Annotated in this window: 20 protein-coding genes; 12 read left to right on the top strand and 8 right to left on the bottom strand. The window is 48.9% G+C overall.

Features of this window, described 5'->3' with window-relative positions; genetic code table 11:
• Positions 1 to 1161 (top strand): exo-beta-N-acetylmuramidase NamZ family protein, encoded by a 1161-nt coding sequence (locus MESINF_RS04255; RefSeq protein WP_231936858.1) that lies wholly within the window; start codon positions 1 to 3, stop codon positions 1159 to 1161.
• Here MESINF_RS04255 and MESINF_RS04250 read toward each other — a convergent pair.
• The 4 genes from MESINF_RS04250 to nagZ are packed head-to-tail and all read right to left on the bottom strand — an operon-like array spanning position 1148 to position 5188.
• Positions 1148 to 2017 carry a BadF/BadG/BcrA/BcrD ATPase family protein gene (locus MESINF_RS04250; RefSeq protein WP_169698688.1) on the bottom strand — a complete coding sequence of 290 codons (870 nt, stop codon included), beginning with the start codon at positions 2015 to 2017 and terminating at the stop codon, positions 1148 to 1150. The two genes, MESINF_RS04255 and MESINF_RS04250, sit on opposite strands and share 14 nt — an antisense overlap.
• Positions 2014 to 2739, bottom strand: coding sequence for a GntR family transcriptional regulator (locus MESINF_RS04245; protein WP_169698687.1), 726 nt, complete (start codon positions 2737 to 2739; stop codon positions 2014 to 2016). The genes MESINF_RS04250 and MESINF_RS04245 overlap by 4 nt, the downstream gene beginning before the upstream one ends.
• A complete protein-coding gene (murQ, locus tag MESINF_RS04240; protein WP_169700819.1) occupies positions 2736 to 3644 on the bottom strand; it encodes an N-acetylmuramic acid 6-phosphate etherase in 909 nt (302 codons plus the stop codon). Before murQ ends, MESINF_RS04245 begins: the two co-directional genes overlap by 4 nt.
• A 5-nt stretch (positions 3645 to 3649) precedes the next feature.
• Positions 3650 to 5188: a beta-N-acetylhexosaminidase gene (gene nagZ, locus MESINF_RS04235; RefSeq protein WP_169698686.1), complete on the bottom strand. Its 1539-nt coding sequence runs from the start codon at positions 5186 to 5188 to the stop codon at positions 3650 to 3652.
• 280 nt (positions 5189 to 5468) lie between these two features.
• Between nagZ and MESINF_RS04230 the strand changes: the two genes are divergently transcribed.
• Genes MESINF_RS04230 through MESINF_RS04200 form a run of 7 tightly spaced genes read left to right on the top strand, consistent with a single transcriptional unit; the run spans position 5469 to position 13457 of the window.
• Positions 5469 to 6488, top strand: coding sequence for a serine hydrolase domain-containing protein (locus MESINF_RS04230; RefSeq protein ID WP_169698685.1), 1020 nt, complete (start codon positions 5469 to 5471; stop codon positions 6486 to 6488).
• The gene (locus MESINF_RS04225) at positions 6485 to 7600 is read left to right on the top strand and encodes an anhydro-N-acetylmuramic acid kinase (protein WP_169698684.1); all 1116 of its coding nucleotides are present in this window, start codon (positions 6485 to 6487) and stop codon (positions 7598 to 7600) included. The genes MESINF_RS04230 and MESINF_RS04225 overlap by 4 nt, the downstream gene beginning before the upstream one ends.
• 39 nt (positions 7601 to 7639) lie before the next feature.
• Positions 7640 to 9385, top strand: a complete 1746-nt coding sequence (locus MESINF_RS04220) for an ABC transporter substrate-binding protein (protein WP_169698683.1) — start codon at positions 7640 to 7642, stop codon at positions 9383 to 9385.
• A gap of 59 nt (positions 9386 to 9444) precedes the next feature.
• Positions 9445 to 10413: an ABC transporter permease gene (locus MESINF_RS04215; protein WP_169698682.1), complete on the top strand. Its 969-nt coding sequence runs from the start codon at positions 9445 to 9447 to the stop codon at positions 10411 to 10413.
• Between the two features lies 1 nt (position 10414).
• Positions 10415 to 11506 (top strand): ABC transporter permease, encoded by a 1092-nt coding sequence (locus MESINF_RS04210; protein ID WP_169698681.1) that lies wholly within the window; start codon positions 10415 to 10417, stop codon positions 11504 to 11506.
• Positions 11503 to 12474: an ABC transporter ATP-binding protein gene (locus MESINF_RS04205; protein WP_169698680.1), complete on the top strand. Its 972-nt coding sequence runs from the start codon at positions 11503 to 11505 to the stop codon at positions 12472 to 12474. The genes MESINF_RS04210 and MESINF_RS04205 overlap by 4 nt, the downstream gene beginning before the upstream one ends.
• Positions 12471 to 13457, top strand: a complete 987-nt coding sequence (locus MESINF_RS04200) for an ABC transporter ATP-binding protein (protein ID WP_169698679.1) — start codon at positions 12471 to 12473, stop codon at positions 13455 to 13457. The genes MESINF_RS04205 and MESINF_RS04200 overlap by 4 nt, the downstream gene beginning before the upstream one ends.
• Positions 13458 to 13682: 225 nt before the next feature.
• On the opposite strand, the gene MESINF_RS04195 is transcribed toward MESINF_RS04200, so the two are convergent.
• A complete protein-coding gene (locus MESINF_RS04195) occupies positions 13683 to 14843 on the bottom strand; it encodes a winged helix-turn-helix domain-containing protein (RefSeq protein WP_169698678.1) in 1161 nt (386 codons plus the stop codon).
• A 111-nt stretch (positions 14844 to 14954) separates the two neighbouring features.
• Between MESINF_RS04195 and MESINF_RS04190 the strand changes: the two genes are divergently transcribed.
• On the top strand, positions 14955 to 16223 hold the full coding sequence (locus MESINF_RS04190) for a M48 family metallopeptidase (RefSeq protein WP_169698677.1): 1269 nt from the start codon (positions 14955 to 14957) through the stop codon (positions 16221 to 16223).
• Entirely contained in the window at positions 16220 to 17179 is a 960-nt protein-coding gene (locus tag MESINF_RS04185; RefSeq protein WP_169698676.1) for a 1-aminocyclopropane-1-carboxylate deaminase/D-cysteine desulfhydrase, read from the top strand. The genes MESINF_RS04190 and MESINF_RS04185 overlap by 4 nt, the downstream gene beginning before the upstream one ends.
• Before the next feature lie 66 nt (positions 17180 to 17245).
• Here the strand turns inward: MESINF_RS04185 and MESINF_RS04180 are convergent, their stop codons facing one another.
• The 3 genes from MESINF_RS04180 to MESINF_RS04170 are packed head-to-tail and all read right to left on the bottom strand — an operon-like array spanning position 17246 to position 20919.
• Positions 17246 to 19978: a hypothetical protein gene (locus MESINF_RS04180; protein ID WP_169698675.1), complete on the bottom strand. Its 2733-nt coding sequence runs from the start codon at positions 19976 to 19978 to the stop codon at positions 17246 to 17248.
• A 13-nt stretch (positions 19979 to 19991) separates the two neighbouring features.
• The gene (locus MESINF_RS04175; protein WP_169698674.1) at positions 19992 to 20342 is read right to left on the bottom strand and encodes a prepilin-type N-terminal cleavage/methylation domain-containing protein; all 351 of its coding nucleotides are present in this window, start codon (positions 20340 to 20342) and stop codon (positions 19992 to 19994) included.
• 10 nt (positions 20343 to 20352) lie between these two features.
• The gene (locus MESINF_RS04170; protein ID WP_169698673.1) at positions 20353 to 20919 is read right to left on the bottom strand and encodes a type II secretion system protein; all 567 of its coding nucleotides are present in this window, start codon (positions 20917 to 20919) and stop codon (positions 20353 to 20355) included.
• Positions 20920 to 21600: 681 nt separating this feature from the next.
• On the opposite strand from MESINF_RS04170, the gene MESINF_RS04165 reads away from it, so the two are divergent.
• Together MESINF_RS04165 and MESINF_RS04160 are read left to right on the top strand one after the other, a co-directional pair.
• The gene (locus MESINF_RS04165; protein WP_169698672.1) at positions 21601 to 23559 is read left to right on the top strand and encodes a hypothetical protein; all 1959 of its coding nucleotides are present in this window, start codon (positions 21601 to 21603) and stop codon (positions 23557 to 23559) included.
• Positions 23531 to 23899: a type II secretion system protein gene (locus MESINF_RS04160; protein WP_169698671.1), complete on the top strand. Its 369-nt coding sequence runs from the start codon at positions 23531 to 23533 to the stop codon at positions 23897 to 23899. Before MESINF_RS04165 ends, MESINF_RS04160 begins: the two co-directional genes overlap by 29 nt.
• Positions 23900 to 23901: the final 2 nt, after the last annotated feature.

Genomic DNA, 23901 nt, shown 5'->3' with positions numbered 1-23901 from the left:
GTGTCTGAACTGAAAGTTAAACTGGGAATAGACGACTTTCTAGAGAGAGAAGAATTCAAAGGAAAGAGGCTGGGCCTTCTGACGAACTCAACGGGAATCAACGGCCGGTTGAAACAGAACATCGACCTGATCGTATCGTCTGGATTCAATCTGGTCAAATTATTTGGCCCCGAGCATGGTATATCCGGTGCCGCCCCTGACGGGGTCGGGGTGGGAAACGCGGTCGATCCAAAGTACGGTATCCCGGTTTATTCACTCTTCGGGGAGATTTACAGGCCAACCGAAGAGATGCTCTCCGATCTCGACTTCTTCGTGTACGACATTCAGGATGTGGGACTGCGCTTTTACACGTACATCTACTCGCTTGCCTACTCGATGGAGGAGTGTGCCAGAAAGGGTATCAAAGTTATTGTGCTCGACAGGCCGAACCCGCTTTCCTGCAAAGTCGAGGGACCGACTATAAAGAGGGGCTTCGAGACATTCGTGGGAGGTTACGGGCTGGCTCTCAGATACGGTCTTACTGTTGGCGAACTGGCGAGGTACTACAACGCCGCCTTCAACATGGGAGCGGATCTGGAAGTTGTTCCGATGGAAAATTACGACAGGAATATGTACTTCGATGAAACGGGACACCCCTGGAACACCCCGTCGCCGAACATACCTTCCCTCGAGCATGCGCTGCTCTACACTGGCTTCTGCCTTTTCGAAGGCACGAACCTCTCTCTGGGCAGGGGAACGGTCCATCCCTTCAAATACATCGGTGCCCCCTGGATAGACCCGGAGCTGCTCTACAGAGAAGTGTCGCGATTGAACCCGCCGGGTGTAGCCTTCCGCGAAAGATCCTTCATACCAGCAGCCTTCAGACTCTCGAACACGGTATGCCACGGGCTGGAGTTTTTCGTGACCGACAAGAGGTGCATAGAGCCACTCGAACTGGCGATCGATATCATATCGACCGTGCGAAAAGCGTATCCGGAAGAATTCGAATGGGATCTCCAGTACCACGGAGCCGACGGCAGATATCATTTCGACTTGCTGATGGGAGAGTGCATCTACCGCCAAAAAATCGAAGAAGGCGCCACTTCGAAGGATCTCGTGGCTATGTGGACCGACGAAGAGAGGAATTTCGAGGAATATATAAAGCCCTTCAGGATCTATTGAGCGTATCGAAAACCTGTTTTGCCAGTATTTCGTCGACATTCCCCTCGAAGAGGGAGATCTTGTGCCCTCCGAGCGCCCGGGTGAATCTCTCGCGATAATATGTCGACTGAAAAGAGCCCCCATGGACGTTTATTGAGTCGACGGGTCCGGTTCTTTCGAGAACCTTGAGAGTTCTTCTGGCTAGCAAGCCGATTCCTTCATCGACGATCTCTTTGACCAGGGGGGTCGGCTGCTCAAGGGCCACTTTGCTGAACGACGCGATCTTCGTTTTGAAATCCTGAATTATTGTAAGGTTAACGAGTTTCTCTATACTTTCCACAGAATAAAACTCCAGCAGCTGATCGAAGATCGGATCGTGAGGTAGCAGCCCATCCCTGTATCTCAAAGCGCAGGTTATAATCTCTCTGGACATCCAGAAACTGCTTCCTTCATCGTCGAAGATGTGCCCCCAACCGCCAGATCTAACAGGACTCCCCTCGTCATCATGGCCATAAACGGTAGAGCCGGTCCCGGATATAACCACGACTCCCCTTCCGCTGCCCACTGCCGCCCTATAAAGCCCTTCGATATCCATTATCACTTCGATCGAAGCCCCGCAGAAGGCCGTCTTCAGGGCGCCGCTAAGCTTGTCTTTCCTTTCAGGGTCTCCAGCTCCGGAAAAGGCTGCCACGATCACGTCGGGTATCCAGAGATCGCTTTTCACCATTGAAAAGATAGAGATCAGATACTCCATGCTGACGGCAGTCAGATTTACTCCGGTTTGATAAATTTTTCTGAGCTGTCTATTCCCGGAAATCGCGGTAACCCTGAGGTGCGTGCCACCTCCGTCCATCGATATAACACTTTTAACGCTCATTCGACTCTCCTTACCACTTTTAACCTGTAACGGTCTCCCCGGTAAACCGATTTGACTATTTCCACGCAAAACCCGTGATCGGTGTAGGTATGACGCTCCCGGGTTATCGCGTAGCTCCCTTCCTTTACCTGAAGATGCCTGGCTTCATCTCTGGACATCCGGCAGACTTCTATGGTTTCCTGCGCGTGGTCGAGCACGATACCCAGTTCGCTTTTCAGTATGTAGTACAGAGACTCTTTTGACATATCTCTCTGAACGACGTTCAAAATCCTTATATCCACCATCGGATTGAGAAAGGCTCTCTCAATGCCATAAGGTTCTTCGTCGAGGTATCTCACCCTTTCTAGAACCACGACCATGCCTCCCGAAGGAATCTCGAATAGCCCAGCAACATCCTCTTCTGGAGCCACTATAGTGTTTTTCAATACCAGAGAAGTTGCCTTTCGTCCGTCGCGTTTAGCCTCCTCGGTGAATCCTGTGAGTGTTCCTATTTTCTCTTCGCGCTTTTCCTCCAGCACGAACGTTCCGCGTCCCTTCGAAGCCTCGATGATCGACTCTCTCTTGAGCTCTTCCAGAGCCCTCCTGAGGGTTAATCTGCTTACGTTGAACTCGTCGCAGAGTTTCTTCTCCGTGGGTAACTTCACCGGGTAAGTTCCCCTCGCGATTCGCTGCTTTAGCTCTTTGTAGATGCGGTAATAGACTGGAACAGATACTTCCTTCAACTAACCCCTCCAAGCTCTTTCAAGGAAAGCCTTATATTTCCCCTGTTTTTCTTCAAGATCCTTTCGCACTCTTCTTTTTTGGCGCCCGTGAGAGCCATCAGTATCGCCAGTGGCACGTCTCTTCCAGACTCTTCCAGTATTTTAGCAGATTCTTCGTACGGCAGGTCGCTTATTTCTGAAACAATCCTTGTGGCGCGGTCAACCAACTTTTCGTTGAGAATCTTCACTCCTATCATATAGTTTCCGAAAACTCTCCCGACCTTAACCATGGTTATAGTGCTAATCATATTGAGAACCATCTTTTGGGCCGTGCCGGCCTTCAATCTGGTGCTGCCTGTTATCACTTCCGGACCAGTACGAACTGCGATCGTGACGTCTGCATAATCCTTCAATCCGGGATCTCCGACGTTACAAACGAGGATCGTCCTGGCTCCCTTTTTTCTGGCGTATTTCAATATTCCCCCAACGAACGGGGTTCTTCCCGAGGCCGTTATACCGACGACAACATCATTCGCGGTTATCGAGGTCTTTTCCACCTCGCTGGCGCCTAGATCTTCGCTGTCTTCGGCCTGCTCCACCGGGGTTGTCAGTGCGTCGTTGCCTCCGGCCATAAGGGTCACGAAGAGATCTTTCGAAACTCCGAAAGTTGGGACGACCTCTGCAGCATCGAGAACACCAAGCCGGCCGCTCGTTCCCGCACCGGCGTAAATAATTCTACCCCCATTTTCGATGGCGTTTGTGCACAGTTCAACGGCCGAAGCGATTTCGGCAAGCACATCTCTAACCGACAGGGGAACTGTGGCATCCTCTTCGTTCATCAATCTGAGCATTTCTATCGTAGGCAGTTCGTCAATATTTCTTGTTCTGGGATTTGACCTTTCCGTTTCGAGTTTATCGAACTTCATCATGCCTAGACCTCCTGAGGAATCTCTACTGGAAGAACCCCTTGCGGTTTCATCTCCCCCGTAAGAACTTTAAGAAGACTCTTCTGTGAGAGCGTTTCGTAGCCGTAACTGAGAATGCTGTTGCTCACACCTTTTATAAAAGCGTCGTAGGGGTTTCTCAGTGCTATGAGGAGCATTCTGCCCGGACGACGCGACAGCTGCATGAGGAACTCACGCTGGCCGGCGGAGAGGTGTGCGTTTTCCGTAAATACTATCCTGACTCCTTTTTTTGGGGCTTTGTCGGCGAGTATTATCGCTTCCTCTTCGGAGATCTTCCCGTCGAAATCTATCAAAGGGCAGTCGGCCATCTGCGCCAATTCCCTAGCAACGACCGGAACACCTTTTAGCGGTCCGTCCTCTACCTGAACGAGTCTGGATAGCCTCACGGAGTAGATCGCCGTAACCGCTTCGAGAGAAAGTGGAACCAGGGATTTATCCTCTAGAATGGCCGTAATAGAAGCGTCTGAAATTCTCTGCATCGTCGAGAGACTCTCGTCGGTTCCAATAACATCCAGAGATTCGGGCTTCATTGCCGTCGCCTTTCTTCTGAAGGTTTCAACACGCTCGATCGATTCTTCGAGCCTTCCGGCCAGTTCTCCGGATTGTTCGACGGCTTTAATGACAGCCTTTTTCGCGCGTTTCTGGACTTCCGGATTATGGCAGAAAGTGAGAAAGTCCATTCCGTTTCTCAACCCCTCGACAGCGGCTTCTTCGGGAGAGAAGTAGTTGCTGACCCCACCCATGCCGAGATCGTCGGCCACCAGAACACCCCTGTAACCTATCGTATTTCTGGCCAGTTCGATCAAAATCTCCCTTGACAGCGATGCGGGAACCCTTTTTGCCTGCAACTGTGGCATATAAATATGGGAAGGCATAATCGAATCGCCGGGTATCTCCCGGAAAGGTTTCAGCTCACTGGAAAGCATCGTCGAGAGCGGAACGTCCAGAGTGGGAAGATCGATGTGAGCATCGACTTCAACACGGCCCTTTCCGGGAAAGTGCTTCAGACAGCTCATGACTCCTTCCCTTTTCATAGCCTGTACGAATGCGGTAGCGTATTTCACCACTTTTTCGGGATCGTCTCCGAAACTTCTAACGCCAATTCCCGGGTTTTTCGGGTTACAGTTTATATCGACAACCGGTGCGAGATTCCAGTTAATTCCCAAGGCTCTCATCTCTTTGGCCATTATACCGGAGGCCAAAGACACGTTCTCTAGGCTCCCGGTTGCGGCCAGCGCCATAGCGCCGGGCGATACCGAGAAGCCATCCCTAAGCCGCGTCACGATGCCCCCTTCCTGGTCTATTGCGACTGCGACCGGGTATCCCAGAACTCTGTTGACGTTTTCAAGAAGAGTTCTCACCTGAATCGGACTCTCTATGTTTTTCGCGAAGAGAATCACCGCGCCAGGTTTTATCTCTCTAAGTATCTCCTCGGTCTCGCTGTCCATTTCTTTCCCGGGGAGCCCTATAAGGAAAAGTCTTCCGACTGCCTGATCGAGATTCATAAGCGGCTTTACACTCCTTCTATGCTCATATACACACATATTCTATGGCTTAATCGCTTGTCTTGTCAAATAACTATTTGTATAGTATGAATATACATAACAACCATCCGGTGCTCTCATCGACTTTAATTGCCCGTAGATACCGGCGACGACAGAAAAAAAGGGTTGTTGCTAATTACCGTTTTGAGTTAGCATAGGCAGTGAAGGGAAGTTTTATTTTCAGCGGATATTGAAATATACCGTTATTCAGGTACAAATCTATTCACAGGGAGGTATCATTTTGATCTGGAATCGTGTTGACGATACAGTATTGTCGGGAATCAGGAAAGCGGTTTATCCGGGAGCGGCCCTGGTGATCGGCAAAGACAACGAGATGCTCTATTCGAAGTGCTATGGAACGGTCGCGGTCGATGACAACACACCGGTTAGCCTGGAGACTATGTACGATCTGGCGAGCATGACCAAGGTAGTCGCGACTACGACGGCCATGATGTTGCTGGTATCCAGAGGAGAAGTTTCACTTTGGGATACACTCGGAGATTTCTTCGAAGTCCCTGAATCCAAGAAAAACATTGCGTTGTACCACCTGCTAACCCACACGTCCGGCATGCAGCCCTATTCGGAGGCCTGGAAGGAGCTGAGAGGAAGGGAATTGCTGGAAAGTATAATCGCGCTCGAGCCTCTGTCTGGTCTTATGGAGAAAATCGACTATTCCTGCCTGAATTTCATAACCCTTATGGCCGTTGTCGAGAGGGTCACCTGTAGAAAGTACGACGAGTTCTGCCTGAACGAGATCTTCAAACCAATGGGCATGGACAACACAACCTTCCTCCCTCCGCTCACTCATTCCATAGCTCCGACATGCGAGCGTGACGGGGTAACCCTGAAGGGGCTCCCGGACGACGAACTGGCCTATTACCTTGGAGGCGTCAGTGGAAACGCGGGGCTTTTTTCTACTGCCAGCGATCTCTTCAAATTCGTATCTGGCCTTATGTATGCCAGACTAATACCCTCGAGAGTCTTCGAGAGTTTCGTCGGAGATACCGTCGTTATCGGCGAGGATAAGCGCCATCTGGGCTGGATGTCACCCTCGAAAGGTTCCAGCGGCGGTGACATTCTGGGAGAGGATGCGTTCGGTCACACGGGTTTCACGGGAACCTCTCTGTGGGTTGATCCCCAGAGCGGCCTGTACGTGATACTGCTGACGAACCGAACCAACATCAGCAGAAGAGAGACCATTCCACAGATGCAACAGATAAGGCGTAGGTTGCACAACCTTGTTTTCGGAGGGCTTGGATGATCTGGAGCAATTTCGGCGAGATACTTTCGAAGGAAAGTAGAGATATCGTCGGCGTCATGAGCGGTACCTCGGCCGATGGCTTGGAACTGGCACTAACCAGATGTACCGGTTCAGGCAAAAGAATGAAAGTGGAACTGTTAAAACACTCGTCGATCGCCTTCGACAGGGCTTTTCAGGACGAGGTCGTGGCCACTTACAACCCTTTCATTTCGGGTGTTGATAGAGTCAACAGGATGAATTTTCTCATCGGCAAAACGCATGCCCGGCACATAAAGAGCTTTCTGAATTCACTTGCCGCTCCTGTCGATGTTATCGCCTATCATGGCCAGACGGTGTACCACGATCCAGCCGACGGTTCTACATTGCAGATAGGCGAGGCCGATTTCGTCTCGCACGAGACCGGACTGCCCGTGATCTTCGACTTCAGGAAAAAGGATATGGTGGTGGGCGGCGAAGGTGCCCCACTCATTCCCTATCTGGACTGGATTCTCTTCGAGGACGGCACCTACGCTGTCAACCTCGGCGGCATAGCCAACGTCACGTATGTCTCGGAGAGGTTCGACGGCGTGATCGCCTTCGACAGCGGACCGGCCAACTGTTTGATCGACCTGACCGTAAAAAAGCACTTCAACGTCGATTACGATAGGGACGGTCTCATAGCTTCGAGAGGAAAAATAGATGGTAGTATTCTTGAAACACTCATAGAAAGGGATAGAGATTACTTTTTGAGAAAACCACCAAAATCTACGGGAAGAGAGATATACAACGAAAACTTTCTTGAAGGTATAACTCATGGAAAGCCGGAGGATCTTGTAAGGACTCTAGTAAGATTCACTGTTCATCAGCTGGTGGAGAGTATCAGATCTTATTTGCCTTTGGGGAATGAGATAGTCGTTACCGGAGGCGGTGCCCTAAATCCCGTTATGATGGAAGATTTAAAGACCCTTAGCGGTTTGAAAGTGATCGTTCCCGATCGCGTCTTTCTCCAGGCAAAGGAAGCCATGGGAATGGCCGTCCTCGCCCAGGAGTTTTTGAACGGGGTTGGAGCGAACGTTCCATCGGTAACCGGTGCGAAACAAAGAGTTATTCTGGGCAAGTTAGCTTTACCATGATCTCCCAGACGGGAGAGTTTATACAAAGGAGGTTTTAGTGTGAAACGTATTTTTTTGGTGATTCTCGTATCGCTCTGCGCTGTAATGGTTTTTGCGGCTCCCTTCGTTGAGGACACGCTTCTCACGCCGGACAAGAACCCGAAAATGGGCGGAACGCTTTACCTGGCGCTAACGGGGGCTCCGCAGTCGTTCAACTTCTACGGCACTCTGGACAACAACGCCTACACCGTTGCCGGTCAGATGCTCACAGGACTTGTTGAAGCTCACCCTGTGACATCGGCCATAAGGCCGGCACTCGCCGAGTCCTGGGAAGTCTCGGAGAACAACAAAGAAGTCATTTTCCACCTCAGAGACGTCAATTGGTCAGACGGCGCACCGCTGGTGGCCGACGACGTCATCTTCACTTTCAAGTACTTCATAATGAACCCAGTCGCAAGGGGAAACTCCGTTGACCGCTTCACCATAGAATCGCAGCCGATCGAATGGGTGAAGATAGACGACAAGACCGTAAAGGCCATACTCCCGGCGCCTTACGCCGCTTTCTTCACGGTTCTGTCGCACGCCTATATTTATCCCTCTCACGCGCTCGATAGCAAAATCGACAAAAGCAGACCGGACTCCGTCAACGATGTCTGGCTGACAAACACACCGCCGAGTGAAATCCCGGCCAACGGTCCGTTCATACTATCCGAGTACATAGTCGATCAGAAAGTAGTAATGACAAGGAACCCGAACTATTGGAAAGTCGATGTTTTTGGAAACAAACTGCCTTACGTTGACAGAGTAGAATATCTGATTGTCAGCGACGCTCAGGTAAGGCTGGCCAAGTTCATGGCAGGAGAACTCGATTATATGGCCGTATCCGGCGCGGATTTCCCGATTCTCAAAGAAAGGGAGCTTGCCGGCGGCCCGTTCAAGGTATTCCTTGCCGAACCGACCCAGCCGACACCGAGTCCGGTGCACATCGCCTTCAATTTCGATGCGGCAAACCCGAAGCTGAAAGAACTCTTCATGAAGACCGAATTCCGCCAGGCGATGGAGTACGCTCTCGACAGAGAGAGAATAATCGACGAAGTTTACAACGGACTGGCAGTTCTCGGTGGCGTTCCTGTACTGCCTTCAAACAAAGCCTTCTACAATCCGAAGATCGAAGAGATCCGCAGGCCTTTCGATCTTGCGAAGGCTGCCGAGATACTCGATAGCCTCGGCTTGAAGGACGTCAACGGCGACGGATTGAGGGAATTCCCCGACGGGAGCAAGTTCGAATTCGTCCTCACGGTTCAGAACTCCCCGCAGGATTATCAAGACATCGCCTACATCTTCTCCCAAGACCTTCTAAGCATAGGCGTAAAGGTTAACCTTCAGATACTCGATAGCTCGCTCACTGGCCAGATGTTCGGCGCCGGCTCCTTCGAGGCAGGTATAAGAGCCTTTGGAAACCAGCCGGACCCACAACTTAGAAAGGCTATCTGGCAGCCCGGCACCCAGCTTTATTACTGGCACAGAACCACCAGGGACCCAGAAACGAACACGGCCATCTTCGATAACATGCTGGACTGGGAAAAGAGAGTTTACGACCTCTTCGAAAAGGGACAGGTCGCCATGGATCCGGCAATCAGAAAGACCTTCTACGACGAGTGGCAAGAGATTTACGCCGAGTATCTGCCCGTTATCTTCGTCTGTAAAGGCATGAATCTTTACGCCGCGAACAAAGCTCTTGGAAATGTCGAGCAGAACGCGGAAGGACTACTCTCTTACGCGTCCTGGACGGTATTTAAGAAGTAATTTTTAAACACTGCGGGAGGAGGAGCCTCCTCCCGCGTTTTCTTTAACGGAGGAAGGCTATGTGGTCTTTCATAGTGAGGCGCTTACTCATAATGATACCGATGATGTTTTTTATATCGGTCATATGTTTCGTGATAACGGAGCTTCAGCCGGGGGATTTCGTCAGCCAGTATCTCGACAACCCCAGAATCTCGCCGGCACAGATCGAGCTGCTCAGAAAGAACCTGGGACTTGACGAACCGGCCTACGTGAGATACTGGAACTGGATCAAGGGGATCGTCACCAGAGGGGATTTCGGATATTCCTTCGCCTTTCAAAGACCGGTGGGCGAACTTATATGGGAGAGAATGGGCTGGACCATCTTCGTCGCTCTGGGAGCGATCGTCTTCCAGTGGCTTCTTGCCGTCCCCATGGGAATCTACTCGGCCTTGCACCCTTACTCCCCGGGCGATTATACCCTGACCGTCATCGGTTTCATCGGACTCTCTATACCGGACTTTTTCATGGCTCTTATACTGATGTACCTGATGCTGAAAATGGGAGCCACTTCCATCGGCGGACTCTTCTCGCCACAGTTCGTTGGCGCGCCTTTCAGCTTTGCAAAACTTATCGATCTCTTCAAGCACCTGTGGGTGCCCCTCGTGGTGGTAGGAATGAGCGGATTGGCCGGCCTCATGAGAGTCATGAGGGGAAATATGCTCGACATTGTCTCCTCGCCTTTCATCACATCCCTGAGGGCGCACGGACTGGACGAGAAGACCGTTAAAAGGCACGCCATAAAAAATGCTCTGAACCCCATGGTCAGCATAGCCGGAACGGAGCTCCCAAACGTGTTCAGTGGAACCATAATAACCGCGATAGTTCTTAATCTGCCTACAATGGGACCCTTTTTCTATAATGCACTTTTAAACCACGACCAGTATCTGGTCATGAGCTTTTTGATGTTCATCGCCATCATAACCCAGATCGGAAACCTGCTGGCAGATATCGCGCTGGCGGTTCTCGACCCCAGGATAAGGATGAGCTGAGATGCAGAGTACAAAGAAGAGAATCGCACGCAACTTCTTCAAGCATAAACTTGGCGTGATAGGACTGGTCGCCCTGAGTATCATGTATCTGCTTGTGATACTATCTGATTTCATCTCCCCTTACAACTACATCACATCCCACAAGAACTTCGTTTACGCTCCCCCATCGAAGATCAGGTTCTTCGACGAAGATGGCAAATGGCACGGCCCCTTTGTCCATCCTATGGTGAAGGTTAGAAACCCGGTAACCTACCGGCTCGAATTCTCCGAGGACAAGAGCAAGATCGTACCCATAAAGCTCTTCGTCAGGGGAGAGGAGTACAAACTCTGGGGCATCTTCAAGACCGACATCCATCTCTTCGGGGTCGAGGAGTCCTCAGATAAGGCGATGGTGCTTCTCTTCGGTGCAGACAGGTTCGGACGCGATCTGTTTTCACGTGTTTTGATCGGCGGGAAAGTCTCTATGACCGTCGGACTGGTCGGGACGCTCATAAGCGTCTTCATAGGCGCCATCGTCGGGGCTCTATCCGGCTATTACGGAGGTTTGGTGGACGTTCTGATCCAGAGGTTTATCGAATTGCTGAGATCCTTCCCGCGAATTCCCCTCTGGCTTGCCCTCGCTACGATCCTCCCTCCCAGTTGGCCGAGCACGTGGGTCTATTTTGGAATAGTTATCGTCCTTTCTCTTATAGGCTGGATGGGAGTGGCCAGAGTTGAAAGGGGAATGGTGCTCAGCCTGAGAGAAAAGGAATTCGTTCTGGCCGCCAGAGTGTCGGGCGTATCTAATATGAAAATAATCACGCGTCATCTCATACCCAACACCATTAGCTATCTGATTGTCGTATCAACGTTATCGATTCCCGGCATGATCCTGGGAGAGAGCGCTATAAGCTTTCTTGGCCTGGGTATAAAGGAGCCTATGACCAGCTGGGGATTGCTGCTTAAACAGGCACAGTCCCTTTCCGAACTGGAAGCCCATCCGTGGCTCATGATACCCGGTATCTTCATAATAATCGCGGTGCTGTCCTTCAATTTCGTCGGCGACGCGCTCAGAGATGCCGTTGATCCGTACAGGGCGGTGGAAAAGGTATGAGTGGAATACTCGAAGTCAAAAACCTGAAGACCTATTTCAGAACCCCGGACGGTCTCGTGAAGGCCGTGGACGATGTAAGCTTCGAGCTTCAAAAGGGCGAAATACTGGCGCTGGTAGGCGAATCGGGCTGTGGCAAGAGCGTGACTGTCCAAACCATCATGGGGCTAATAAAAGTCCCTCCGGCAAGGGTGGAAGGCCAGATACTGTACAGGGAGAAAGACCTCGTCGGCCTCTCGAACAAAGAGTATAAAAACATTAGGGGCAGAGAGATCTCCATGATCTTCCAGGAGCCCATGTCAGCCTTTGATCCGCTCTACACCATCGGCTACCAGCTTTCAGAAGTTGCAAAGGCACACATGCCGTGGGACGACGCCAGAACGCGCGAAGAGATAATCTCCGTACTGCGGAAGGTGAACATTCCCGAACCGGAAAAGAGGTACAGAGAATATCCACACGAAATGAGCGGAGGGATGTTGCAGAGGATTATGATCGCCATGGCCCTAATAACTGGCCCCGAGATCATAATCGCCGATGAACCCACGACCGCCCTGGACGTGACGATTCAGGCGCAGGTGCTCAACATCATGAGGGACCTCCAGAGCGAGTTCAACGGCTCGATAATCTTCATAACGCACGATCTTGGAGTCGTTTCCGAGATAGCCGACAGGGTTCATGTGATGTACGCAGGAAAGATTGTCGAAAAGGCCGGAGTCAACGAACTGTACAAAGAAGCGGCCCACCCTTACACAAAGGGATTGCTCAATTCCAGGGTGAAAAGAGAATTCAAAGGCCAGAAACTGCCTTATATAGATGGCTATGTTCCCAGAGCCTACGAGTTCCCCGAAGGATGCCGCTTCAACCCGAGGTGTCCCCACGCCATGGAAATATGCAAGAAAGATCCGCCCGAGATGTTAGTGAGTGAAAACCACACGGCCGCCTGCTGGCTATACGGGGAGGGTGGTTTATGAAAATAATCGAGACTAAAGAGCTCAAAAAATATTTCCCGATCAAGGCCGGAGTCTTTCTGCAGGTCGTGGGGCACGTCAAAGCCATGGAAAGCGTTGACTTCCACATAAATCGCGGTGAAACCGTGGGAATCGTCGGCGAATCAGGTTGCGGCAAAAGTACGCTCGGCAGAACGATAGTCAAGATCTACGAACCGACTGATGGCAGGATAATCTACCACGACAACGACGGAGGAGAGCACGACATAACTAAGGGACTGGACAAAAAGATCAGATTGAAGTTCCGGCGGGATATACAGATGATATTCCAGAACCCCTTCGACTCTCTCGATCCGAGAATGACCATCAGGGATGTGATAAGGGAACCGATAGAGGCCCACAACCTCGTCCCGAAGAACGAGATAGACGGATACGTCGCCGAACTTTTGATGAAAGTCGGACTTTACCCCGAATATGCCCAGAGATACCCGCATGAATTCTCCGGCGGCCAGAGACAGAGGATCGCCGTGGCCAGATCCATCTCCGTAAAACCGAGGCTGGTCATCTGCGACGAACCGACCTCTGCACTCGATGTGTCCGTCCAGAGCCAGATAATCAACCTGTTGCAGGATTTGAAGGCCGAAAACGATATTTCCTACATCTTCATCTCACACAATTTGGATATCGTCCATCATATGAGCGACAGGATACTCGTCATGTACCTCGGAAATGTTGTAGAATCGGCCGGCGCCACAGATCTCTTCGATAACCCGGCCCACCCTTACACCAGAGCCTTGATGGCCTCAATACCAGGCTGGGACCCGCTAGACAGAAAATTACAGAACATAAGGCTAGAGGGTGAGCCGCCCAGTCCGATCAACCCTCCGCCCGGTTGCGCCTTTCACCCCAGGTGTCCTTATAGAATGGATAGATGCGATAAAGAAAAGCCGCCGGTGGTGGAGATAGCTCCGGGACACGAAGCTGCCTGCTGGCTGCACACAAAATAACGTCCTCTAAGAGCCGTGGTGGATTAAAACACGAGAGAAGGAGCATCGAAAGTTCGCTTCGCTTACGAGAAGGCGAGAGCGAAAATGGGGATGACGGGCTCCTAGCGTCTATACCATTTTTCGCGTCCGCCCTCTCTTCTCTCTCCCTCTCTCTTTCTCTTTCCTCTTCTCTAATTCCTTAATCAATAACGAACAATGGATGCGCAGCGCGACGGGGAACACTCTCTATGTCACTATTTTCTCCGCTCCCAGGAAGCTGGCGAAATCGTCTGTGCATTTCCGTATCGCCTCTTTCATATTCCCGGTGACGGCAATCCGCTCTTCCCACCACCAGTTCTTGATATTCAAGACCTTCTTCTTTTTATCGAAAACAGGTTCGAAACGCGCCACAAACTCCGTTCCAAAGAGAACGGGGAGAACGTAGTAACCGTACTTCCTATCCTGTGGCTGCTTGTACACTTCCCAGGTGTATTCGAACTGGAAGAGGCTCTTTATGAACTTCCTGTCCCAAAGTAGGTTGTCCAGCGGCGCTATAAAAGAGGCTTCCTGAGCTCCATCGCTTTCGTGGCACCTATCGAGAAGCTCTCCGTTAAAGCTCGAAGTATAAACCGGGTAATCGAACCCTTCGATCTCCAGCTCGATCAATTCACCCGAGCGCGTCATTTTCTCTATCGCCGCAATCCGCTTGCCGCTGTTCAGACCCTTTATTCCCAGCCAGGCGTCGCCCGATCTCGACCAGAAAAGACCGATGCTGCCTATCCTTCTGCTTATATGCCAGCGGTGATAAGCTTCCTCGTTCGTGTTGGGATCTCGCCTGTCGAAAATCTCTTGCGGTATGTTCCTTTCGGCCAGATCGTAGTACTTTCTGGTTCCGATTCTGTGATGAATCACGAGTTCTCCCCACCAGTACATACTCTCGAGTGCGGCACGGGAGGCTTTGGCAGGCGCCCAGTACCAGCCCACCTTTTTATCGAAATCGAAATCCTGCGAGGAGAGCGGTCCCCTGACCTCTATATCCTTCCTTATCTGTCCGAGTATCTCGTCGATGTGTTCGCTCCTTCTTATATGGTCTTTCGCGTCTTCCCTGAATCTCTTGAAATAAGGCCAATCTTCTATCGGGTAGATGGACATATTCTTGTCCCAGCCGTCGAGCAACTTTCTATCCTCGTACAGCAACCCGTAAAGCATATCGGGCCTGTAATTCTTCACTCTCGACTGGAGGACGAGGTCGGTATTTATTCCGGCGATGTTCAGAGGATCGAACTGCAAACAGCCGACCTTTCTGACAAAGGCCAGTATCCCCTCACGCCCCGAAAGCCTCCTTGGAGGCAGAAGATTCTGGTAGGAGAGCAAAAACCTTTTCGCTGTTTCTTTTGAAATCTTCATTCCCGGCAACTCCTTTCTATCCTTCCTTCTTTTCGAATGTTATCATATCGACTTCAGGATTATCGGACACCCGTGAAGGATTTATCGTAGAATTCATTACGAGGTGAGTGGATGTCAGGCTTTACTTTTCTCTACTTTATAGGGATATATGCAATCATGACCTTCGAGATTGTACTGCTGATCATGAACTACCGCTTTTCGACGAAGCCGCCGATTGCGGTGCCCGGTGTTTTGAGAGATGTTTACACCCCGGAACTGGTTGAGAAATCGATCCTTTACACTAAAGCGAGGGGAGAATTACAGATCTTTTCAACCCTGGTAGAGTTCGCATTTGTCACGGCCGGTATCTTCTGGCTCTTTCCGCTGATAGAAAGGATCGCGGTATCGCTTACAGGAAGTTTCGTATGGCAGGGTGTGCTCTTCTTCGCGATTCTCGCCCTGATCGGATACCTGTCGATGCTTCCCTTCCACGTTTACTCGACATTTGTGCTGGAAAGACGCTTCGGATTCAACAAAACCGCACCGGCTACGTTCATAGCCGACAGTTTGAAGGAGATCCTCCTCATCGCCGCGATTGGCGTCCCTTTACTGGCCCTTTCGCTTATGGCCATTGAGAAACTCGCTTACTGGTGGATCTACCTCCTATTGGGTATAATCCTTTTCCAGCTCCTGTCGGGATTGCTCTATCCGGTACTGATTCTCCCTCTCTTCTCGAAGCTGAAACCCCTTGAAGATGGACAACTCAAGCAGGCTATCTTCGATCTATCGAAGAGGTCCGGTTTCGAGGTCAAGTCCATCTTCGTCATGGACGCTTCAAAAAGGACCGGACACACCAACGCTTTTTTTACAGGGTTCGGCAAAGCCAGGAGAATAGTTCTCTACGACACCCTTATAGAGAAACACTCCCTGAGCGAAATAGAGGCGATCTTCGCGCACGAAGCCGGTCACTACAAGTACAGACACACACTCAAAGGAACGGTGATATCATCTGCCACTACCGGACTGTCGATATTCCTTCTCTGGTTCATGGTAAGATCGGGGATTATAGAGACGATCTTTGCGGTCGAAAGAGAATTCACCGCACTGTTGTATTCGGGAGTTTTCGTCATGTCGCTCTTCTCGGTCTTTGGATGGCTCGGCTCTTACATAAGCCGCAGGTGGGAATTCGCCGCAGATAGCTATGCGGCCGAAATTATGTGCACAGCCGGGCCGATGATCGACGCGCTCAAAAGACTTTCGGCATCGAACCTGAGCAATCTCAGGCCACACCCACTGTACACCGCGCTTAACTACTCGCATCCGACAACGCTGGAGAGAATTGAAAAGCTGTGCAAAATAGATTCTAATATAGATGAAGAGATTAAGGGGGTGAAAAGTTGAAACTGAATCTGATTAACAGGGTAACGCCTATCGACAGACTCGAAAGCGTCGAGAGATCGCTGGGCCTTCCTTTCGAGGTTCTTTGCAAACACGACGAGCTTACGGGATTCATGACCAGCGGCAACAAAATCAGAAAGCTGGAGTATCTTCTCAAAGCCGCTCAAGAGGAAAATGCCGATACGGTTTTCACCTGCGGTGGCATACAATCCAACCATTGCAGGGCGACCGCGGTCGCAGCCAGGTCACTTGGAATGACGCCGGTGGTCTTTCTCAGAGGACAACCCAACCAACTTCCGCAGGGTAATCTTCTTCTTGATATGCTTGTGGGCAGCGATATTTACTACGTGACCAAAGAAGAATACTCGAGGATAGACGAAATATTCGCCGAAAAGAAAAAAGAGTACGAAAGCCGCGGCCACAGAGTCTATCTAATACCCGAGGGAGGGTCTAACTCTCTCGGAGCCAGGGGTTACTTCGACGCGGTGAATGAAATGGCCCTCCAGGTTGATTTGAACGAAATACCGGCCATATTCATAGCGGTAGGCAGCGCCGGAACCTACGCCGGACTGCTGGCGGGCATAAAATCGCGCGGATTTGCCACAAGGATAATAGGGATAAACGTCACGAAAGACCCGTCCTCCTTCTTTGCCGAAAAGACAAAGAGAATAATTCGCGGCATGGAGGAATATAAAATCCACGTGTCGGTAGGGGACAGAGACATCGAAATAGTGGACGACTTCTCGGGACCGGCGTACGCCGTACCTTCCGAAGAAGATATGGAACTGATCAAGAAATTGGCCAAAGAGACCGCCTTCTTCATCGACCCGGTTTACACTGCCAAGGCCTTCAGGGGAATGATAGAGATCTCCAAAGAGCGTTTTGCCGGAAAGCGTGTATTATTTATCCACACCGGCGGCCTCTTCAAACTCTTCGATAACCCGTCTTACTACGTATAACCAAAAAGCCCCGTTCAGCGGGGCTTTAATTTGCGCTGAGATCGACGAATTCCTCGCAGACGGACATTACTTCATTGAAACGCTCAGCACTTCAAGAAGATTAGATTCGGGCGAACCGAAAGGCATATCTATATTTCCATATAGCCTTTCATCGTAGTAGTTGCGACTTCTAAACCCGTTGTTCCCCGAACCTGCAGGACCTGCTTCCACAGATACCATGGTTCCGAATACATGCCTGTATCCGAGATTAACACTATAACGATCGTAATTTTCAATGAGAATCTGACCCGTATTACTGTGACCGCTATTCTTACCAAAAGCGAAGAGATTTGAGAAGAGTTTTATATTTCTTATAGCGTCTTTTCCTTCCTTAGTATCCTGGAAAGGAATGATTATATTTCCATCGGTAGCTACCAGGTTGATCATATCGTTCAAGTTGGTCGCGGAAGTGTTGGGATCGTAATCAGCCGCAAATTCCAGTCCTGGCTGATTTACATAGCCTCTAAAAGTGTTATCGCTCAACATATCGTAGTAAAGAATGTCGCCATAAAGCTTGATATCTCCCTGCTTAGATCTTATAGTGTATTTCCCGTCGATTACCGAAGCTTCTCTCCCGAGCGTCTTTCCAATGCCTCCGGTTATTCCTGAACCACCGGTAGATATGTCTTCCTCAACCACGTAATACCCTTTGTTCAAGAAACTGGTGGCTTCGGTTGTAAAGGAAGGGTAGTCCTCATCGTCCGAGTTGACTTTCATTATGACGGTAGTATCGAAGTTCATCGCAGAAAAACCGCTGGATGGAGTTATAAAATACATCTCAACATCTGCATCTGCAACTTTTCTCCCTTGACCACCACTTCCACTTATAACATTCCATTCGGACCATTCAGAATAATTCCAGTCAGACCAGGAAGAGACAGTCGTTGGACCATTCACACTGTAATTATTGTCCCATTGCTTTATTTGATATTGCCACCCTTGCCTAACTCTTTGCCATTGCTGAATCCATCCACCCGGCCATTCCCATTGCCATTCTTTTTTCCATTTCCAACCTGTGAAATTAAGCGTGAAACTAATCGGACCATTTTCGTATTCGAGAGGATACCTACTAATAGTTCTAGATCTTTCCCTGACTTGATGATTGACGGACGTTCTGACTTCCCTATTCCACTTGAACCTGATCACTGAATAGGGAGTTGAACTCTCGAACCCGCCTGTGCCTACAAGATTGTTCAGAGGTGCTCCAAAAAGAACATCTGACGACATATCCACACTATCCGCATTGTCCAGTATTCTGACACCACTAGTAATTTCAGTTTGAATAATCGTTCTTCTCTCCTCAATGATCGGGGATTCATTCACCGAGAGCGTTACGTAATCACTATTGACTACCTGCCTCAACTCATCGTACGTGAAATCTTCACTAGTTAAATCGTTATTGAGAATGAAGTTAGCAGACAACTTCCGTTCATTATTATCGATTATCCAGTCTCTGAAAAGATCTAGGAAATCCTCGTCATTGACAAGAAGGTTCATTAGCCATTGAGTATTTTCATCCTTGATCAATTCGGTTGTTTCGCTTTCGGTCACTTGGGAACCGGAGCTTCTCTCGGTGTCCCTCAAGTAGAGGCCAAGAGAATTCTGAGGTAAGACGCTGCCTCTCTCAAGTGCATTCAACATGTCTTCCAGCGATGTCGTATTTGAGTAGTGACTTTGATAGTAATCCTCCATTTCATCGAATCGCTTTTCAAGTTCCGTGATTGTCTCCTGATCAACCTTCATACTTCCGGCTTTAATGAACCACGGGATGAAACGGTCGTTAAATTCCCCTTTTGAGTTGTTCACGAAATTCTCTATCTTACCTTTTACTCTCAATTCTCCACTGACTTCCGAATAACTTTCGGCAACGATAATCTCATTGAATCCTCCAAGATAGATCCATGTTTCACCGTTCTCAACATGTATTGCATAGTCCTTGTTGTTATACGTTTCATCATAAACTCCATCTCCATTTGTATCGACCCGTATTGTTTTTCTTCCGGTCCATGAACCTGTCAAATCTAGATTCGAATTTTCATACCAGATCTCACCATTGAAAATCGGTCCGTAAATGGAAAGATCGCCGGAACCAGGAGGAATAGTCGCTATCATTCGCAATCCACCATTTCCGGCCCCTCCTTGACCCGTCGAACCCAGGAAAGTAGGGCCATATATTACTGAACCGGGAAACCACTGAGCTGTTGAGTTGCTTTCTAAGACAAACCTCGACCAGTTACTGAAATACCTCGGGCTTATGACACCCCAAAAGTATGATTTCATGGCTCCGTTTGAAGTAATAACCACTGCTAGATAAGTGTTTGGCGAAGATTTGTCAGGAATCATTACCAGGTCTTCGAAGGTTCCGTCTGTCAGCTCTTCAAAGATGCTTCTGAGATCACTTCCGGGTTTGAAGAATCTGTCTTGAGAAAACCTGCTGAATAGTGTATTCCATGACTGGTTCTCTAGCGTATTGTTATCGAAGAGACTTAAGAAAGTCTCAAGGGATGAGGGGGTCGAAATCAATGAAATGTAAAAGCTGTTCGTAGATAAATTCAAAAAACTTTCTTCCGCGAACTTTTTTCTCAGATAGCCATAATTGGCATAAAACACATTTCCCGCATCTACTTGCAGCTGGGATTTACTGATATTCTGAAACAGTTCCGAAGTAGTAGAAGAGGTCCTGTTGAGAAGTGCAACAGCTATTATCGTAATGGAAGCCATTATTATCAACGACAGAGGCAGCACTAAACCTTTTCTCATATAGTCCACTCTCCTATTGTTGCTGTACCACAGCTGTATATGTCGCTCCAGAGCTCGTATGATATACGTTCATTATGACTATTGCACTTTCGAGTTTATCCAGTAATTCTGATGAGACCCCCATATCTGTCAGCTTATCAAAAAAAGAATCGTTCACTGTAATCTGAATATCCTGGTTTTCTATACTTCCTGAAACCCATTGATTGACTATCTGGTACCTGACCAGAGTAAAATCCCTCATTTTGCTTTTCGACTTGTTCAGAGTGGAGTGTATTGTGATAAACACCTGGAATAAAGTCACTATAATCATTGCTACCACTGCAAGCGTGATCAGCATTTCCATCAGTGACAGACCCTTTTTCATGATTTATGCCTCACTTCACGTTAATTAGCTTTACAGAAGATCTATGAATCTCAACTCCACCTGGAGTGGTCAGCGTTATTTTGTAGAAAACCGATCCGCCCCCAACAGATTCGAACTCGACATCTACATTATTGAAGGGTGTTGTAGAGAATATTACTCTTTCACCACTCTCCAGAGTAGAGTCAATTATCTCAAGAGAGTCATCCCCATCAGTGAAATCCACCTGCTGAGTGACCTTTTCCCATATTTTGAGTTTTTCATCATTAAAGTAGAACTGTTTCGTGACCTTTCCAGTCACGAAAGGTATCGAAACCGTATATCTCAAACCCCTAGCCGGCGAGCTTTCGCTCTCCTTTATAAGAGTGATCTTTCCTATATTAGGACCGGCTTTTGATAACTCAGTCTGTATTATACTGTCAATTTTGAAGAGCTCGGAATACTTTTCGACATTATTGAGAGCTACCTGGGATCTTTTAGATAAATCTACATATAGCAAGAGTACCGCGGACAGCACGACGGTGAAAACAATCATAACTATAGTCAGTTCCAGTAAAGAAGTTCCCGTTTTTCTTTTCATATCAACACCCCACGCTTTATGCAGAAGTGTTTTTAAACAAAAGAGACCTGCTTTATCCGAATGGTATTTATGCTATGAATAACAATAGACTAGTTAATTTCAGTGCAAAAATGTGCCAGATTTTGTATGAATTATTTCATACGTTTATTTTTAATTGATTTAATTAGCATTTGTTTGAATGACGAACTGCTTGGTCAAAAAGATGCATTTCATAAATTTACTTGAATGCAAAATCAGCCATAAAAGATGCTCTTGTGTGGTTACCGATAGTGCAATTTGAATATCTAAGCAATAATTGTGTTCAGACATAAAGATAATATATAGTACGATCGATTGGCTTTTTTGATGAAATAAACTTCCGTTTTTGGCTTTATAGTATGAAATTTCTTTCATTTTATGGTTCGTTTCTTTTAAAAGCATCGCTTTCACTAGTCCGAAATTATTAGCAATTAACCCGTATAAAACTATGTGTTTAAAGCCAAAAGCGCATAAGGACTTAGGATTGAAAACTGCGCGTCTTACCAACAGCCGTTCGCTTCTGCATATACTATTGCCTGTATGTTTTCGATGTATCTGGCCATCATAGTGCGCTTTAGTGCTGGCATATTTTTGCTAAATAAGTTTTAGCTTTTTCATTTATTCTGGCTTCCACAGGAGGCTGTTGTTATGGGGAATTGTAGAATGAGAAAGAAAGGATTCGTACTATTCACTGCACTTATAGCGGTGGCTGTACTTTCGATAATATCTATAACTGTGGTAACGCTGGTACTGAACGATTCTATGCAGCTCAATAGAGCCGAAGCCAGACTCATTGCACACTATAGAGCACTTTCAGGAGTTGAGATCGCCAGGGCCCTCCTGGAGAAAGATGAAACTAAAGACGCCAGGGGTGTTTTCAGGGGAACAATAACCGAAGGCGGAAGTGGGAATTTCGAACTCGTCGAGGCCTGGCAGGACGGTGATAATTGGGATACTGGTATCCAGTTGGTCAGAGATGCCGTGCAGAGCGCTCTTCAGTCGAGTTCGAACGATGTGGCTTTCGCGATCTTCTCAGATTCTTCCGGTACCGAGTTCAAGATAGTCTCTTACGGAATAAGGAGCGCCGCGGTAGAGAGTGTGGTGCTTAACCTTGCCTTTGCCGGAGGCGCTTATGAGTTTCCGGTCTTCGATATGGCCGTTTTTACTAGAAGCTATATAGGTATTGGCGGGAGTTCTAGAATCGAAGGCAGGGCCGGGACGAATTCGATAATTCCGGGTTCGGTTAATATCGCATCAGGGAACAACATGATTACAGGAACGATATACGTTGGCGTTGGCGGAGACACTCACGTAAATCCAAGTGTCAATCCCGATATTCCATGGCAATCGATTTCCTATCCCAATGCGGTCGTAACTAGAACGAATATCTGGAACAGTACATGGCTCAATAACCATCCTATACAGAATCTCGATCAGGAAAGGGAGTACGAGCTGCCTAATTTTCCTGACCCTCCATCGTCGATAAGCTTTCCGACATTTCCGACCTTCCCTGAAGGTTTACCAGGTCATGGGAATCTGAATGTTGGCGGCAATTCTACTTTCACCGTTACTCAGAGCGGAGAGTACGGAAATATAAACGTGTCCGGCAGCAGCAGGCTTATATTCAATCTGCAGGGCAACAATATCTCGATCAACGCTAACTCTCTTTCGGTAAGCGGAAGCGCAAGAATCGAGGTCAATGGACCGGGGACGCTGAATCTCTATATCGATGGCAACGCTTCAATAAGCGGTAGCGGGATTACCACTCTCAATTCGGCAAAGCTGAACATCTACACGGACGGTAATTTCTCGGCTTCGGGAAACCTGAACGTCGAGATCTCTACGCTTTATTCGAAGGGTCAGACTCAGCTTGGAAATAGCGGACTGCTGCAGCTCGAGAATCTCTTCGTGGACTCAAGTCAGGCCTTCTCAACTTCGGGGAACGGAACGATACGAGTGGCTTCACAGGCCCTGATTAAGGCCTCGTCGATGAGTCTTTCGAGTGGAACCATGGACTTCATGAACGGCTCGAAGCAGCAGTTCGAGATCGCGGGAACGGTTCAACTTAGCGGAAATGCCAATATGAACGGTATAAGCAAGGGAGTAATGAACTGCAGTACTCTGAACATTCAGCAGGGAAACATAAATCTGGCCAGCGGTGGGAACATGCTCGTTTACGCCAGCACCGGCTTCAACATGGGAGGGGGGAGCACTTTCAACTACGGGGGTGACAGAAATGCCGTTCGTGTCAATTACGCGGGCTCAAGCGATCTGGATCTTACGGGAAACATTCGCTACACGGGTACTCTCCATATTCAGAGGGCTTCGGCCAGTCTTGGCGGATCGGGCGAGGTCTACGGGCTAATCATAAGCGGCGGACCGACGGTCAACCTTCACGGGAATCCCATGGCAGACGTTACGGCAGTCTATGCGCCAAACTCTACTGTAAATATGGTGGGAAGCGCGACCGTTAAAGGTGCGATTGTCGCCGATCGATTCGTGGCTACCGGTAGTTCGACAGTTGTCTTTGAACCCGATACCGAGGATCTTTTTCCACCTCAGTCGATAGGACTGATCGGGGACGGCGAGGGTAATGAAGAAATTGAGATATGGAGCAGGTGAGGTGGTAAGAATGGAAGAATCTAGGCGTTTGAAGAGTAGAGTTTCCGGCTTCTCTCTTGTAGAGGTTCTCATGAGCCTTCTGATAATAGTGGTCATTGTCGCAACAATACTGCCGTTACTGGCAAACAGTATGAGGCAGGCCCATAAGAACAGGTTTGTCACTGCCGAACTGGCAGTTGTCCAGAACGATCTCGAGGAGGAGATCTTCGTTTCAACAAGAGGTCAGTCGTACAGCGTGAATGTAGATATAGACGGCAGTAACGTAACCGTATCCGGCGAGCTGGTCACAAAGAATTTCGCAGAGGGAAAGCAGATCGGAATCTTCTTGAGAAGCCGGTGAGA

The sequence above is a fragment of the Mesotoga infera genome, assembly GCF_900157305.1.
Classification (GTDB): Bacteria; Thermotogota; Thermotogae; order Petrotogales; family Kosmotogaceae; genus Mesotoga; species Mesotoga infera.
The sequence above is the reverse complement of the archived record's forward strand: the minus strand, read 5'-3'. Positions and strand labels throughout refer to the sequence as shown.